Source organism: Pseudomonas sp. HS6 (assembly GCF_023375815.1).
Lineage (GTDB): Bacteria > Pseudomonadota > Gammaproteobacteria > Pseudomonadales > Pseudomonadaceae > Aquipseudomonas.
On sequence record NZ_CP067412.1, the window covers coordinates 6071667 to 6086528 of the forward strand.

General features: G+C 61.6%; 13 protein-coding genes. 11 read left to right on the forward strand and 2 right to left on the reverse strand.

Going from position 1 to position 14862, the window contains the following annotated elements:
- Positions 1 to 18: 18 nt before the first annotated feature.
- From JJN09_RS27455 to JJN09_RS27500, 10 genes are all read left to right on the forward strand, one after another.
- The gene (locus JJN09_RS27455) at positions 19 to 885 is read left to right on the forward strand and encodes an ABC transporter permease (RefSeq protein ID WP_249484569.1); all 867 of its coding nucleotides are present in this window, start codon (positions 19 to 21) and stop codon (positions 883 to 885) included.
- Between the two features lie 18 nt (positions 886 to 903).
- The gene (locus tag JJN09_RS27460) at positions 904 to 1872 is read left to right on the forward strand and encodes a hypothetical protein (RefSeq protein ID WP_249484570.1); all 969 of its coding nucleotides are present in this window, start codon (positions 904 to 906) and stop codon (positions 1870 to 1872) included.
- Between the two features lie 61 nt (positions 1873 to 1933).
- Positions 1934 to 2851, forward strand: coding sequence for a LysR family transcriptional regulator (locus tag JJN09_RS27465; protein WP_249484571.1), 918 nt, complete (start codon positions 1934 to 1936; stop codon positions 2849 to 2851).
- 102 nt (positions 2852 to 2953) lie between these two features.
- Entirely contained in the window at positions 2954 to 4489 is a 1536-nt protein-coding gene (locus JJN09_RS27470) for an MFS transporter (RefSeq protein ID WP_249484572.1), read from the forward strand.
- An 18-nt stretch (positions 4490 to 4507) separates the two neighbouring features.
- Positions 4508 to 5578: an HlyD family secretion protein gene (locus tag JJN09_RS27475; protein WP_249484573.1), complete on the forward strand. Its 1071-nt coding sequence runs from the start codon at positions 4508 to 4510 to the stop codon at positions 5576 to 5578.
- A complete protein-coding gene (locus JJN09_RS27480; protein WP_249484574.1) occupies positions 5575 to 7026 on the forward strand; it encodes an efflux transporter outer membrane subunit in 1452 nt (483 codons plus the stop codon). The genes JJN09_RS27475 and JJN09_RS27480 overlap by 4 nt, the downstream gene beginning before the upstream one ends.
- 271 nt (positions 7027 to 7297) lie before the next feature.
- On the forward strand, positions 7298 to 8077 hold the full coding sequence (locus tag JJN09_RS27485; RefSeq protein ID WP_249484575.1) for an efflux RND transporter periplasmic adaptor subunit: 780 nt from the start codon (positions 7298 to 7300) through the stop codon (positions 8075 to 8077).
- A complete protein-coding gene (locus JJN09_RS27490) occupies positions 8074 to 9393 on the forward strand; it encodes an efflux RND transporter periplasmic adaptor subunit (RefSeq protein WP_249484576.1) in 1320 nt (439 codons plus the stop codon). The genes JJN09_RS27485 and JJN09_RS27490 overlap by 4 nt, the downstream gene beginning before the upstream one ends.
- Positions 9394 to 11490 carry a biotin/lipoyl-binding protein gene (locus JJN09_RS27495; protein ID WP_249484577.1) on the forward strand — a complete coding sequence of 699 codons (2097 nt, stop codon included), beginning with the start codon at positions 9394 to 9396 and terminating at the stop codon, positions 11488 to 11490.
- Positions 11491 to 11501: 11 nt separating this feature from the next.
- On the forward strand, positions 11502 to 11996 hold the full coding sequence (locus JJN09_RS27500) for a GNAT family N-acetyltransferase (protein WP_249484578.1): 495 nt from the start codon (positions 11502 to 11504) through the stop codon (positions 11994 to 11996).
- A gap of 10 nt (positions 11997 to 12006) precedes the next feature.
- On the opposite strand, the gene JJN09_RS27505 is transcribed toward JJN09_RS27500, so the two are convergent.
- Both JJN09_RS27505 and JJN09_RS27510 read right to left on the reverse strand, forming a co-directional pair.
- Positions 12007 to 12318 (reverse strand): hypothetical protein, encoded by a 312-nt coding sequence (locus JJN09_RS27505; protein ID WP_096823021.1) that lies wholly within the window; start codon positions 12316 to 12318, stop codon positions 12007 to 12009.
- Positions 12319 to 12374: 56 nt separating this feature from the next.
- Positions 12375 to 12962 (reverse strand): phage tail protein, encoded by a 588-nt coding sequence (locus tag JJN09_RS27510; protein WP_249484579.1) that lies wholly within the window; start codon positions 12960 to 12962, stop codon positions 12375 to 12377.
- Between the two features lie 241 nt (positions 12963 to 13203).
- Between JJN09_RS27510 and JJN09_RS27515 the strand changes: the two genes are divergently transcribed.
- Positions 13204 to 14799 (forward strand): glycosyltransferase family 39 protein, encoded by a 1596-nt coding sequence (locus JJN09_RS27515; protein WP_249484580.1) that lies wholly within the window; start codon positions 13204 to 13206, stop codon positions 14797 to 14799.
- Positions 14800 to 14862: the final 63 nt, after the last annotated feature.

Below are 14862 nucleotides of genomic sequence, written 5' to 3' on the forward strand. Positions count from 1 at the left end.
CACCCGGAGGATCGCCCGATGAGCCATTCATCATCTGTACGTCAAGAATTCGAAATCGAACTGCAGCCGCTGACCAGCGTGCCGGTGGAGCGCGAATTACCGCTGGGCCAGCGTCTGTGGCAACAGGGTTGGTTGCGCAAAAGCGTGATCCTGATTCTGCTCGCGGTGCTCTGGGAAGTGGTCGCCCGGGTACAGAACAATGATTTGTTGCTGCCAAGTTTCTTGCAGACCAGTTCTGCGCTGTATGACGGCCTGCTCAGCGGCGAACTGCTGGGCAAAGTATGGATTTCCCTTGTGGTGCTGCTCAAGGGGTATCTGATCGGCATCGTCCTGGCATTTGCCCTGACCACGCTGGCGGTTTCGACGCAGTTCGGCCGGGATCTGCTGAGCACCCTGACTTCGATGTTCAACCCGTTGCCGGCCATTGCGCTGCTACCACTGGCGTTGTTGTGGTTTGGATTAGGGCAGAACAGCCTGATTTTCGTACTCGTGCATTCGGTGCTGTGGGCGCTGGCGCTGAACACTTATGCCGGGTTTCTCGGCGTCTCGGAAACCCTGCGCATGGCCGGGCGCAACTACGGTTTGAAAGGCATGCGCTTCGTGCTGTTCATCCTGATTCCGGCGGCGCTGCCGTCGATCCTCGCCGGGCTGAAAATCGGCTGGGCCTTCGCCTGGCGTACCCTGATCGCCGCCGAACTGGTGTTCGGTGCCACCAGCGGCAAGGGTGGCCTGGGCTGGTACATCTTCCAGAACCGCAACGAGCTGTACACCGACAAGGTGTTTGCCGGTCTGGCCGTGGTGATCCTCATCGGTTTGCTGGTGGAGAATCTGGTGTTCGACACGCTGGAGCGGGTGACGGTGAAGCGCTGGGGGATGCAGCGCTGATGGGTTAAGGCTTGTTTTATGTTGGTATTTCAATGCTTAAGTTTTATGGCTGGAGGCCGTTATAGGTGCATTGAAATCCACATTGAAAAAGGAATTTCTTCTTTGGCCAGAGAAGAGTTTGAATCGAATACGAATGCAGATAAACCCAATGTCGTAGGTTGGGTTTTGACGCTGTCGTTTTTTCTTTATGTTACAAGCCTCGTCATATCCTCAAATGATCTGCTGACACCGGGTTGGGTTTTAGCCGTAACGTGTGCTTCGATGATTGTGGCCATATTTGGCGTCGTAATTCTGATCGAACAAAAGATTCTGAGACACTTCGGTAATTACGCAGTCTCCGCTTTTTTCTGGACGATACTCCTTGGCGCAGCCACCTACTTTGCCAAAATGAAGGCGGTAAGTGATATCAACAGTATTTTTCCCTTTGATGCGTCAGCCCTGCCGATGACGTTAGTGGCCGGTACTGTTATTCAACTGTCGATTTTTCTGTTTTGGCCCCTGGTCACCTGTGCAGCTGTCACCGCAATCTATTTTTTCTTCAAAATACGAGACAGCGAGTTTTGGTCCGAGACACATAAAAATCCGTTGGCAGTTATTTTTTCTGCCGCACTGATTTTTTTCATGACAGGCATGAGCGCGTTTTACGTTAACCATTTTTTCTCGGAGACCAAGCGACTACATATCCTGTACAGAGTCGCCCATGCGGCCGATTTCAGTTCGAATTTCAATTGCGCTGGAGTTGATCCACAGCAATACCACGTTTTGTTTGTGGGGCCGGAGCAGCGTCGTATCTCAATTGCAGGAATTATTCCGGAAACTTTCCTTTATTTCGGTCCTCGTGTTGCTGACATCGTGCAAGAAGTGACGCTTCCAAGTAAGGAGAGTCTTGAGTTACAAGACTGTTTGCCAAGGATAGCCGAGACCACTGATCCTCTCGCAGAGCGCATCAACGAATTGCATTTTGAAATCAAGCCGATCAACAACTGAGGGCGCACACCTCTGCTAGCATTGCGTGCGAATCAATCCTGATCGGTCACGAGTGCTCAGCATGCAACTTCCGGACATGAACCTGTTGGTCGCCCTCGACGCCTTGCTCGACGAGGGCAGCGTGGTGGGCGCCGCGCGGCGGATGAACCTCAGCCCGGCGGCCATGAGTCGCACGCTGACGCGGATTCGCGAAGCCATAGGCGATCCGATTCTGGTTCGTGCTGGCCGGGGGTTGGTGCCGACGCCCAAGGCGCTGGCGCTGCGCGAACAGGTGCGGGACGTGGTCGAGCAGGCGGCGCTGCTGTTTCGCTCGGCCGATGCTGTCGAGTTGGGCACGTTGCGCCGGCGGTTCAGCATTCGCGCCAACGATTTTTTCGTCGGCGTGTACGGCGGCAAGCTGTTCGACACCCTCGATCAGCAGGCACCGCACTGCGAACTGCGCTTCGTCCCTGAGGGCGATGGCGACGATGAAGCACTGCGCGAAGGGCGGATCGATCTGAGTGTCAGCAACACCCGCCCGCTGAGCCCGGAAGTCAAAGTACAGAACCTGTTCTCCACCCACTTCGTCGGTCTGGTACGTGAAGATCACCCGTTGCTTGATGGTGAAATCACCGCCGAGCGTTACGCCGGTTTTTCCCACATCAGCATGTCCCGTCGAGGCATCGCCCGTGGGCCTATCGACACCGCTTTGAATGCCTTGGGGCTGGAGCGGCGAGTCGCTGTGATCGCGCCCAGTTTCCACGCGGCGATGTTCGCCCTGCCGGACTCCGACCTGATCCTGCCGGTGCCCAAGGAAGCGCTGCTCAGCGTGCGGCGATTGGGGTTGAAGCTGCGCTCGTTCGACCTGCCGATCCCGTTGCCGACGCTGATGCTGACTCAGGCCTGGCACCCGCGTTTCGACAAGGATCCGGCCCACCGCTGGCTGCGTGAGACCCTCAAGACCTGCTGCGACGAGACCTGGCTGGCGGCGCAGCCCTGAGGATTGCGTCTGGTGCAACTATAAGCTGCCGACAAGTCAATTTTCGTCAGTCGTAAGCCTTACTAAGATGCTCCGGTATTTTTCCCTCCGGAGTTTGCCTGCATGACATCCCTGACGGTCACGGCGCCGATTGCCGCTGCCGCTCCGATGGCCGCCGCGCCACCGGTGTTCGGGGCGCGGATCATCATCGGTCTGGTCGGCGTGCTGCTGGCGGTGCTGGTGTCGGGCCTCAACGAGATGGTGACCAAGGTTGCCCTGGCCGACATTCGCGGCGCCCTGAGCATCGGTTATGACGAAGGCACCTGGCTGGTCGCCAGCTACACCGCGACTTCGGTGGCGGCCATGGCGTTCGCGCCGTGGTGCTCGGTGACCTTTTCCCTGCGTCGCTTCACCCTGTGCGCCATCGGTGTGTTCACCCTGCTCGGGGTGCTCTGTCCGTTCGCCCCGAACTACGAAAGCCTGTTGCTGATGCGCATCCTGCAAGGCCTGGCTGGCGGCGCGCTGCCGCCGATGCTGATGACCGTTGCGCTGCGGTTTCTGCCGGCCAATTTCAAACTGTACGGCCTCGCCGGTTATGCCCTGACCGCTACTTTTGGCCCCGGTCTCGGTACACCGCTGGCCGGGTTGTGGACCGAATACGTCGGCTGGCAGTGGACATTCTGGCAAATCATCGTGCCGTGCCTGATCGCCATGGCCGCTGTCGCGTATGGCCTGCCGCAAGATCCGCTGCGTCTGGAGCGCCTCAAGTCGTTCAACTGGAAGGGCCTGCTGCTGGGTTTTCCGGCGATCTGCATGCTGGTGATCGGCCTGTTGCAGGGCAATCGCCTGGACTGGTTCGAGTCGAGCCTGATCTGCGGTTTGCTCGGTGCCGGTTCGCTGTTGCTGGTGGCGTTTCTGATCAATGAATGGTCGCAGCCGATTCCGTTTTTCAAGTTGCAGATGCTCGGCATCCGCAACCTGTCGTTTGCGCTGATGACGTTGGCCGGAGTGCTGGTGGTGCTGCTGGCGGTGGTGCTGATTCCATCGAGTTATCTGGCTCAGGTGCAGGGTTACCGGCCGGTGCAGACCGCGCCGATCATGTTGCTCGCGGCGTTGCCGCAATTGATCGCGCTGCCGCTGGTGGCGGCGCTGTGCAACCTGCGTTGGGTCGATTGCCGCTGGGTGCTCGGCATCGGTTTGAGCATGTTGACGCTGTCGTGCCTCGGCGGCTCGCAACTGACCTCGGAATGGATTCGTGACGATTTCTACGTCCTGCAATGGCTGCAGATTTTCGGCCAGCCGATGGCGGTGCTGCCGTTGCTGATGCTGTCGACCGGCAGCATCCAGCCGCAGGACGGGCCGTTCGCCTCGGCGTGGTTCAACACCGTGAAAGGTCTGGCGGCGGTGGTCGCCACCGGCGTGATCGAGGCGCTGACAACGGCACGCCTGCATTTTCACTCGACGATGCTGGTGGATCGCCTTGGCAACTCGCCGCTGGTCCCTGGCAACGACCCGGCACTCGCCCATCGCCTGCATGAACAGGCGGTGGTGCTGACTTCTTCGGATCTTTATCTGTGTATGGCCGGCGTCGCAGTGGCGCTGATCCTGCTGATTTTCTGGCTGCCGACGCGGATCTTTCCGCCACGCGCGCCGACCTGACTGGAACAGAAGGTTTTTATGACGACTCAAGCAAAGCAAAAACTCGCGGTGGCCGTAGCCGCTGCGCTGGCGGTCGGTGTGCTGGTGTATCTGGCGATGCCCGGCCTGTTCGGCAAACGTACTCAGCAGAGCACCAACGATGCGTTCGTCTCTGCCGACTTCACCTTGGTGGTGCCGCGTGTGGCGGGGTTCATCAAGGAAGTGCAGGTGGAAGACAACCAGCAGGTCAAGGCCGGGCAGTTGCTGGCGCTGATCGATGATCGCGACTTGCGCGCCGCTGCCGAAGCCGCCGATGCGCATACCTTGGTCGCCCGGGCTCAGTTGCAAAACGCCAAAGCTACTCTGGAACGGCAGACATCGGTGATCGCTCAGGCTCAGGCGTCGGTGGTCTCGGCCAAAGCTGAAATGGCTTTCGCCCAGCAGGAATTGAACCGCTATAACCATCTGGCCGGCGTCGGTGCCGGCACTGTGCAGAACGCGCAACAGGCGCGCACCCGGATCGATCAGGCCTCCGCACGGCTGGACACCGCCACGGCAAAACTGGCAGCGGAACGCAAACAGGTCGAGATTCTGACGGCGCAGCGCGATGCCGCCGAAGGCAGTCTGAAACAAGCACAGGCGGCGCTGGAAATCGCCAGTTTCGAGCTGTCCTACACGCGCATCACCGCGCCCCAGGACGGCATGATCGGCGAGCGCGCGGTGCGGGTCGGCGCCTATGTGACGCCGGGCAGCAAACTGCTGGCGGTGGTGCCGTTGAAGCAGGCTTATGTGGTCGCCAACTTTCAGGAAACCCAACTCACCGACGTGCAGGCTGGACAGGACGTTGTAGTGCGTGTCGATAGCCTCGGCGGCGAAGCATTGAGCGGGCGGGTCGAAAGCATCGCCCCGGCCACCGGCGTGACCTTTGCCGCCGTGAAACCGGACAACGCCACCGGCAACTTCACCAAAGTCGTGCAGCGGATTCCGGTGAAGATCCTGCTGGAGCCGGGCCAGCCACTGGCCGAGCGCCTGCGCGTGGGCATGTCGGTGGAGGCGAGCATTGATACCAAAAGCTCCGCGACGTCGGTGCGTGAGGTGACGCAGCGATGAAACGCGTTCAGTCCATGACCATTGCTCTGAGTCTCTCGGCTTTGGCGGCTTGCACCGTCGGCCCGGACTTTCAGAAGCCCGAAGCTACGCAGATCGCCGACTGGGCCAAACCCGCCAAATCCGCCCCCAGCCAGGCCGTCAGCGAACCGCTGAACGAGCGCTGGTGGGAAGTCTTCCACGACGCGCAACTTTCCGCCCTGACCCAGCGCGCCGTGAGCAGCAACCTCGACCTGCAACTGGCCAGCAGTCGCCTGCAACAAAGCCGTGCCGCCCGCCAGGTAATCACCGCGGACCGCTATCCGACAACGGCTGCCACCGGCAGTTATGCGCGTGAACGCAACAGTGGCAAAGGCCTGAGCGATCCGTCCGGACACAACGGCGATTCGGCCTTCAACCTGTGGGACGCCGGTTTCTCCGCCTCCTGGGAACTGGACTTCTGGGGCCGCGTGCGCCGGGAAACCGAAGCAGCCGATGCCAACCTGGAAGTCGCGGAAAACGACCGTCGCGGCGTTCTGTTGGCGGTACTCGCAGACACCGCGCAGAACTACATCCAGCTACGCGGCGTGCAGAACACCCGCGCAGTCACCGAGCAGAATCTCGATGTCGCGCGGCACAGCCTGAAACTCTCGCAACTGCGGTTGAACGACGGGGTGGCCACCGATCTCGACGTGGCCGAAGCGGCCGCGCAAGTGGCGGCCATCGAATCGCGCCTGCCGGCGCTGGAGCAACGTCAGGCGCAACTGATCAACGCCATCAGTCTGTTGATGGGCGAACCGCCGCAAGCCCTGTCCAAAGAGTTATCCACAGACGCTCCGGTGCCACAATCGCCGCTGGAAGTCGCCATCGGCCTGCCGTCGCAACTGGCCGAACGCCGACCTGACATCCGCCAGGCCGAAGCCCGGTTGCATGCCGCCACCGCCAACATCGGCGTGGCCAAGGGTGATTTCTATCCGCGCATCACCCTGTCCGGCAATCTCGGTTCGCAAGCCATGCAGCTCAGCGATTTCGGTTCCTGGGGCTCACGGGCCTTCGGCATCGGCCCGCAATTCAGCCTGCCGCTGTTCGACGGCGGCCGCTTGCGCGGCGTGCTGCAACTGCGCGAAGCCCAGCAGCAGGAAGCAGCGATCGGTTATCAACAGACCGTGCTGCGCGCCTGGCACGAAATCGACGATCAACTGACCGCCTACAATGCCAGCCAGCGCCGCCGCGACAGCCTCGCCGAAGCCGTGCGCCAGAACCAGATCGCCCTGCGCACCGCGCAACAGCAATACGTCGAAGGCGTGGTCGACTTCGTCAACGTCCTCACCGTCCAGGGCGCACTGCTCGCGACGCAGGAGCAATGGGTGGAAAGCTCCACCGGCGTTTCACTGGCGATGGTCGGGTTGTACCGGGCGTTGGGTGGGGGATGGGAGTCGGTGTATCCGGTGGGGGAGATGGCGCAGCGTTGAGTGTATGAGCACAAAAAATAAAAAAACCGGCCGAGGCCGGTTTCTTTACCCCAACTGCCAGCGAACTGAATCGCTACGTACGGGGTTGAGTGCGGTGAGAGTAAGCAACGAACGATAAATCGGCAATAACGGCCCTTTGGAAAGACGTGTAGGAAACTTCCCTAAAGTTTGTAAGCGACGAAAGCGCCCACCTCGAGACGAATGATGGCCTTTCGCTTGACGCTAATCCCCGCTGTCGTAGACTCCGAGCATCCGTCAGGGAGTAACGGTTATGCGGCGTTTTCGTGGTTGGGTTGTCGGATTGACCTTTGTAACGTGTGCAGTTCAGGCTCAAACGCCCGCGCCAGACGATCCGCTGCAGGATAGTGGCGGGGCTGCCAATGCGTCGGCCAGCAGCGAAGCACGGGGTGTTTTGCGGGCCCGGGATCAGGCGACGCTCGCCAGCGAGTTGTCCGGGCGGATTGTCGAGTTGCCGTTCAGCGAGGGCGAGTCGTTCAAGAAGGGCGATACCCTGGCGCGGTTTGACTGTTCGGCCTACCAGGCCCAGTTGAATGCAGCGCAAGCCGCCAGCCGTGGCGCCGGTGAAGAATTGGCGCACAACCGGCAACTGGCGGCGCTCAATTCCGTCGGGCGTTTCGAAGTGGCCCGGGCCGAAGCCAAGGTCAGCGAAACCCAGGCGCAATCTCAGGTTTATCAAGTCCAGGTCAAACGCTGCAGCGTGGTCGCGCCGTTCGACGGGCAAGTGGTCGAGCGCAAGGTGCAACGCTACGAAAGCGTGTCGGCCGGGGCGCCGCTGCTCGATGTGGTCGACAACCGCACCCTGGAAATCCATCTGCTGGTGCCTTCGCGCTGGATGGCCAGACTCAAGCCCGGCCAGACGTTCAGCTTCGTCCCCGATGAAACCGGCCAGCCGATCGACGCCACGGTCAAACGCCTTGGCGCGCGGATCGATGAAGGCAGTCAGACCCTGTTGTTGGTCGCAACACTCCCCGAAGCCAAAGGCCTGCTCGCCGGCATGAGCGGCACGGCGCGTTTTCCGGAGCTTAAGTGAACGCCCCGGTGAGCGGCGCCGCCGAACAGGTGTTCGCGCGGTTTCTCGATCTTGAACGGCAGACCCGCGCCGCCCGCGATACGTCGCAACTGGCCTACAGCCTGGTCAATGACGGGCAGTCGCTGTTCGGTTATCGCCATGCGGCATTGCTGATCGCCGGCAAGGTAAAGGCAGTGACCGGCGTCAGCGCCGTGGAACCGAACGCACCGTTCGTAGCGTTCGTCGAGCAGGCGGTGGCGCAGTTGTTCAAGCAGGATGTATTGAAGGTTGCGCGGGTGATCGCGCCCGAACTGGTGGGCGAATCGATCCAGGCCGACTGGCGCAGTCTCTCTGCCGCTCAGGTGTTCTGGCTGCCGCTGATCGACCGCGAGGGCGAAGTGTTCGGCGGCTTATGGCTGGCCCGCGACGTGCCGTGGAACCCATCCGAACAAGTGCTTCTGTCGCAACTGGGCGACACCTACAGCCACGCCTGGCTGGCGCTGCAACCGCGCAAACCGTGGCGGCTGCGCTGGACCCGCAAGCGCCAGGTGGCGCTGGTCGCGGTGTTGTTGCTCGGCTTGTTGATCCCGGTGCGTCAGTCGGTGCTGGCCCCGGCCGAAGTGGTGCCGCAGGGCGGTCGCGTGGTGGCGGCGCCGGTGGACGGGGTGATCGCCGAATTTCTGGTCAAACCCAATCAAACCGTGAAAACCGGCGACCTGTTGCTGCGCTTCGAAAGCACTACCCTCAAGGCCCAGGCCGATGTCGCGGAACGGGCGCTCGGGGTGGCCGAAGCCGAATTGAAAGCCAACTCCCAACGCTCGTTCGCTGACGCCGAATCCAGTTCTCGGGTGGATCTGCTGGCCGCTCGCGTCGAGCAGAAACGCGCCGAACGTGACTACGCACGTGAACTGCTCAACCGCAGCGAAGTGCGTGCCGAGCGCGACGGCATTGCGGTGTTCGCCGACGCTGAACGCTGGACCGGCAAACCGGTGCAGACCGGCGAGCGCTTGATGGAAATCGCGGATCCGAATCAAGCCGAATTGCGCATCGAACTGGCGGTGGGCGACGCGATTTCGCTGGAGCCGGGCGCCGACATTGCGCTGTTCCTCGACAGTGATCCGCTGCAACGCCACCTCGCCAAACTCGAGCGCTCGGCCTACGAAGCGCAACCCACCGCCGGCGGACAACTGGCCTATCGGCTGGATGCGAATTTTACCGAAGCACCGCCGCGTATCGGCTTGCGCGGCACGGCCAAGATATTCGGCGATCGTGCGCCGTTGGCGCTGTATCTGTTGCGCCGCCCGCTGGCCGGGTTGCGTCAGAGCGTAGGCCTTTAAATGAACCTGCCGAGCCTGCGTGCCGACCTGCAACTGTCGCCCGCGGCGCCGGCACTGGACGGTTCGCCGCGCTGGACCTTGGCGGATCCGGTGCGCGGTCGCTATTTCAAACTCGGCACTGCGGCGATGCGCCTGTTGCGACACTGGTCGCTGGGCGATCCCGAGCAAGTGTTGCGCGCCGCCAACCGCGAACCGGGTTTGCCGCTGGACGGCGTCGAGTTGGAGCAATTGCTGACGTTTCTGCGCGGGCATGACCTGATCAGCGCCCTCGACGATCAGCAACGCTCCAGTTATCAGCTCAAGGCTCTCGCACAACGTCAGAGCCTGTGGAAAATCCTGCTGCATCAATATCTGTTTTTCCGCATTCCATTGTGGCGTCCGGACGCTTTTCTCAATCGGGCGTGGCCGTGGCTGGAGCTTTTCGGGCCAAGGGTGTTGCGCTTCGGTTTGCCGGCGACATTGGCGCTCGGGGTGTTTCTGGTCTCGCGGGACTGGCAGCGGTTTGTCGGCACCTTTCCGCACCTGTTCAGCCTCGGCGGGGCGATTTCGTTTGGTGTTGCGCTGTTCTTCGCCAAGCTCTGCCATGAGTTCGGCCACGCGTTCATGGCCAAGCGCGCGGGGTGTCGGGTGCAAAGCATGGGCGTGGCGTTCATGGTCTTGCTGCCGATGTTCTACACCGACGTCAGCGATGCCTGGCGGGTCAACGACCGACGTGCGCGGCTGTTGATCGGCGCTGGTGGGGTGATGGCGGAGTTGCTGCTGGCGTGCATCGCGCTGCTGGTCTGGTCGCTGCTGCCCGACGGCCCGGCGCGCACGGCGGCGTTCATGCTCGCCAGTGCAACCTGGATCACCACGCTGGTGGTCAATCTCAACCCGTTCATGCGTTTCGATGGCTACTTTCTGCTCAGTGATTTGTGGGAAGTCGACAACCTTCAGGGCCGTGCCTTTGCCTTTTGCCGCTGGCGCCTGCGTGAGTTTTTGTTCGGCTATGGCGCACCGGCGCCGGAGCCTTGGTCGCCGGCGATGCAGCGGCGTTTGCTGATCTGGGGGTATGGCTCGTGGTTATGGCGTGCGGCGTTGTTTTTCGGGATCGCGCTGGCGGTCTATCACCTGTTCTTCAAGGTGTTGGGGATATTCCTGATGCTGGTGGAATTGGTGTGGTTCATCTTTCTGCCGATCATGAGTGAGTGGCGCCAGTGGTGGAGCCGCCGCGAACAGGCTCATGGCCCGCGTGTGCTGGTCAGCAGCCTGGCGGTGCTCGGCCTGTTGCTGGTGCTGATTGTGCCGTGGCGCAGCGCGGTCGAACTTCCGACGATGCTCGAGGGTGGTCGGGCCAGTGCGTTGCACGCGCCGGTGGCGGCGCGGGTCAAAACGGTGAAGGTCACGGACGGCCAGAAGGTCGCTCAGGGTGACGTGCTGATCGAGCTGGAGTCGCCGGATCTCGATTCGCGGCAGGCCATCGTCCGCCGGGAAATTCAGATTCAACAATTACTGATGCGCCGCCAGGCCGGTCGCAGCGAAACCGCTGCCGACGCCGGCATCGTCGAGCAACGCCTCGCCGAAGCCGTGGCGGAATACCGTGGCCTGGCCGCCCGCCGCGAACGCCTGCTGCTGCGTGCGCCCCATGCCGGTACCGTGCGTGATCTGCTGCCGAACCTGACGCCGGGTCGCTGGCTGTCGAGCAAGGATGCGCTGGCGCGAGTGGTCGAGGACGGTTCGCGCCTGCGTGGTTATGTGGCCGAAGCTGAACTGTGGCGGGTCAAACCGGGCGCCACCGGGCGGTTTATCGCTGATGATCCGATGCACCCGGCGATCACCGTGAAGCTCGATGAAATCGATACCAATGGCGTGGCCTATGTCGATCAGGAAGCGCTGACGTCCGATCACCACGGGCCGATTGCCGTGCGCCGCGATCAACAGCAACGGGCGGAACCGGTGCAGGCGCAATACGGCGCGCGATTGACTACGCTGGATCAGCCACCGCCCCCCGTGCAACCGTTGCGCGGCGTGGTGGTTTTGCAGGGCAGCGGCGAATCGGTGCTCGGCGTGGCCTGGCGCCGGTTGGCGGCGCTGGGGGTCAGGGAAAGCGGTTTCTAGGGAGCGTGAACATGGCGGACAACGCAGCAGTGGCGGCAGACGGATTGGTGGTGCGGCCTTCACGGGCCACCGACGGGCCGTTTTTGCAAAGCCTCTATCAGTCGGCGCGCCCGGATCTGCAATGGATCGACGGCGAGCAGGAAGTGGTGCAGCAAGTGATCGCACAGCAATTTCAGGTGCAGGAACAGGGCTTGGGTGAAAACCATCCCAATGCCATGCACTACGTCGTGGAAAAGCTCGGCACGGCCATCGGCGCGCTGAGCACTGACTTCGGCCCCAACGAAATCCGCGTGTTGTACATCGCCTTCATCCCCCAGGCCCGAGGCAAGGGTTACGGCCGCGCGGTGTTGCAAGGCGTGCAAAAGGCCGCGCAACAAGTGCGCTGCCCGGTGGCGACGGTGGTCTGGGCCAACAATCCCCATGCACGCCAGCATTACCTGGCGCTGGGGTTTGCCGTGGAAGAGCGCAATCCGGCGGCGGAACGGTTGGTGTGGTATCCGCAGTAAGCCTTGGATTTCAGTTGAAGGAAATACAGAAGTAGCCCAGCTGCGGATCCCGCCCCATCGCCGGCACCCGCGACACGAAAATGTCCTCTACCCGTCCGAGCTCCGGCAGCTCCAGTGCGCACAGACCGTCGACAAACTCGGTCGGTACCAGGCTGTTGAATTCGAGGCAGAAGGGCATGCGTTCGCTGAAGCGGGTTTTCGCTGCAGGGACTTCTTCGAGGTATTCGATCTGAATCGGCAGTGCCGTGCCATCCGGCAGGTGCAGCGTGTGTTGTTGCCCCAGCAAGGCCTGGGCGTGTTGAATCTGAACCGCTTGCAGCATGGTCTGACTCCAGTGAAAAGAGAAACGGCCGGGGGCCCGAAGCCTCCGGCGGTTGTTCAGTTGCGCGAAGGGAAGAGGCCGTTCAGGGCAATGCTGAAGTTGAGGACCAGGTAAGGGTTCATGATGCCCAGCGGCTGACTGCCGCCGGTGGAGGAAATGTCCCCGGTGACGGTGGTAGTCAGGCCTTTGATCGGAATCGGCGTGGCACCTTGGGCGTCGGAGTAGATATTCGCCGAGCCCGGGCCGCCACCGGAAGCGCCGATGTAGGAGTTGGTGGCGGTTGGCGTGGTCGCCGGATTGCTCGCGGGCACGGCCAGTTTCAAGGCCGTGTTAGCGGTGAGACCGGTCATGGCGTGCGTATGATTGGGCATGTTGGCAATGGTGGCGGTAACACTTTCGGTGCCGGACACTTCACCGATGACACGCGGCGTCAGCCCCAGCCCGGCCCCCTGCGCGATCATCGTGCGCCCTTGCAGATTGGGTAGCTGAAAGTTGGTCGTACCATTACCGCCGTAGTAGGTACCCAGCAAGGCAAACAAGGCCTGGTATTGCGAGATGCCCAGGATTTGTCCATTACACAAGGCCCAGCCGCTGGGAGCGAAGTTGAAGGCGAACGGTTGAATCGTACCCATAAAGACTTCCATGGTTCCTCATCCTTCTGTTATGTGGTCGGCGCGCCGCGCGGTAGCCTTTACTGCCGGGCAGGTCGAATCGCTTTACTGACTCCTTCCATTTGCGCGGGCAGGTCACGCCAAGCCGTAGCGTAGACCCGGATCGACGGACTTGCCGGACGTCGTCGTGGCCGCGCGTCGGCTTCAGCTCTGGCCTACAGTGTGCGCAATGAATGGCGCTGTTTTTTACTCGGAATACCGTAAGGGAAGGTTGATGGAAGCGCGTCGCGAGACTCCGCTGGGGGATACCCAGGACCCGTTTGCCGCACCGAATGCCGGTGTCCGGCGATTGCTGCGCTGGGCTCGCCAGCAGTGGCTGATACCGATTTTGCTGTTGGCGACGGTCGTGCGTTTTTATGACCTGACCGCTGCCGCGATCTGGGGCGATGAAGGTTCTAGCCTGCTGCTGGCGAACTATTCGCTGGGCGGCATCTGGGAGCACGCGGCTTTCGATGTGCACCCGCCGTTTTACTTCATGCTGCTGCATGGCTGGATCGGGTTGTTCGGCGACGGCATCCTGTCGATCCGCAGCCTCAGCGCGCTGGCCGGCATCGCCACGGTCGGGCTGGGTGTGTGCCTGGTTGATCGGCTGGCCACTCGCCGCGCCGCGATCATCGCCGGGGTGCTGCTGGCGCTGCTGCCGACGGCGGTGCGCTACAGCCAGGAAGTGCGCATGTACTCGCTGCTCGGCTTGCTGCTGATCGGCACCACTCTGGCGTTGATCTGCTGGGTCAGGCGCCCTCAGCGTCGTCGGTATCTGCTGATCTACGCGCTGCTGATGACTGCCGCGTTGTACACCCATTATTTTGCCGTGCTGGCGGCGCTGAGCCACTGGCTGTATTTGGGGCTGATCCGCTTGCTGCCGGGTTATCGCCTGCGGCATCTGCAGCGCAAGGACTGGTGGCTGGCCAACCTGGCCATTGTCGTGCTCTACCTGCCGTGGCTGCCGAACCTGCTTGATCTGATGCAACACATGGAAGAGCTCAAGGCCGGCGGTGATGTCGGCTGGGAAGATCCGGTGACCTTGTCCTCGCTGCCGTCGATGGTCTGGCTGTGGTTGATCCAGAACGATGGTGACCATCTTCCGCTAGTGCTGTTCGGCGGTGTGCCGCTGGCCTTGCTGGCGCTGGCGGGCGTGGCCGTGGCCCGCGACCGCAGCGTGAATCATGGCAGCGTGCTGCTGGCGCTCTATACAGGAGTGCCGTTGTTGCTGGTGTTCGGGGTGTCTTTCATCAGCCCTGTGTTTATCGAACGTTACCTGACGGCCTATGCGTTGGGGCTGCCGATGCTGGCGGGGCTGGCCATCGATCGTTTGTACAGCCGTGTTCGTGTGCTCGCGATAGCGGTGCTGGTATCGCTGATCGGGGTCGAGATGATCGGGGTGAACACCAACGCCACGGTCGATCCGCACGACCAGTTCAATGTCATGGTTGATCACATCAACCGTAACTTCGTCAGCGGCGACCGGATCGTCACTAGCGACATGCTCTGGTACTTGAGTTACGTCTACTACAACCGCACCGATGCTCAAATCCGGTTATATACGCCGCCCGCCGTCGATGGCCGTTCGACGCGTCCGAACCACTATGGCTTTGGCACGCTGGTATCTGATGAGGTCTATCTGGATCGGCTGGGGGATCTGCCGAAGGACAGCGCTCGAGTTTGGCTGATCGGTGATCTGGACGTGGATGTATCCGATCCATTCGCACCCTTGCCGCCGACCTGGGAATTGCGTGACCAGACCCACGCCGGTGGCGCGAAAGCGCGACTTTTTTCGTTGAAAACAGCGGAAGGGGCAGAAGTCAGATGACTTAAACGCTTCACCTTTTTATTCGCGATAAAAACGGATTTTTATAATCCGTTTTGCTCTATG

Bases quoted from the DNA above. Each gene is read 5' to 3' on its own strand.
- JJN09_RS27455 (WP_249484569.1), top strand. From the start codon at position 19: ATGAGCCATTCATCATCTGTACGTCAAGAATTCGAAATCGAACTGCAG.
- JJN09_RS27460 (WP_249484570.1), top strand. From the start codon at position 904: ATGTTGGTATTTCAATGCTTAAGTTTTATGGCTGGAGGCCGTTATAGG.
- JJN09_RS27465 (WP_249484571.1), top strand. From the start codon at position 1,934: ATGCAACTTCCGGACATGAACCTGTTGGTCGCCCTCGACGCCTTGCTC.
- JJN09_RS27470 (WP_249484572.1), top strand. From the start codon at position 2,954: ATGACATCCCTGACGGTCACGGCGCCGATTGCCGCTGCCGCTCCGATG.
- JJN09_RS27475 (WP_249484573.1), top strand. From the start codon at position 4,508: ATGACGACTCAAGCAAAGCAAAAACTCGCGGTGGCCGTAGCCGCTGCG.
- JJN09_RS27480 (WP_249484574.1), top strand. From the start codon at position 5,575: ATGAAACGCGTTCAGTCCATGACCATTGCTCTGAGTCTCTCGGCTTTG.
- JJN09_RS27485 (WP_249484575.1), top strand. From the start codon at position 7,298: ATGCGGCGTTTTCGTGGTTGGGTTGTCGGATTGACCTTTGTAACGTGT.
- JJN09_RS27495 (WP_249484577.1), top strand. From the start codon at position 9,394: ATGAACCTGCCGAGCCTGCGTGCCGACCTGCAACTGTCGCCCGCGGCG.
- JJN09_RS27500 (WP_249484578.1), top strand. From the start codon at position 11,502: ATGGCGGACAACGCAGCAGTGGCGGCAGACGGATTGGTGGTGCGGCCT.
- JJN09_RS27505 (WP_096823021.1), bottom strand. From the start codon at position 12,318: ATGCTGCAAGCGGTTCAGATTCAACACGCCCAGGCCTTGCTGGGGCAA.
- JJN09_RS27510 (WP_249484579.1), bottom strand. From the start codon at position 12,962: ATGGAAGTCTTTATGGGTACGATTCAACCGTTCGCCTTCAACTTCGCT.
- JJN09_RS27515 (WP_249484580.1), top strand. From the start codon at position 13,204: ATGGAAGCGCGTCGCGAGACTCCGCTGGGGGATACCCAGGACCCGTTT.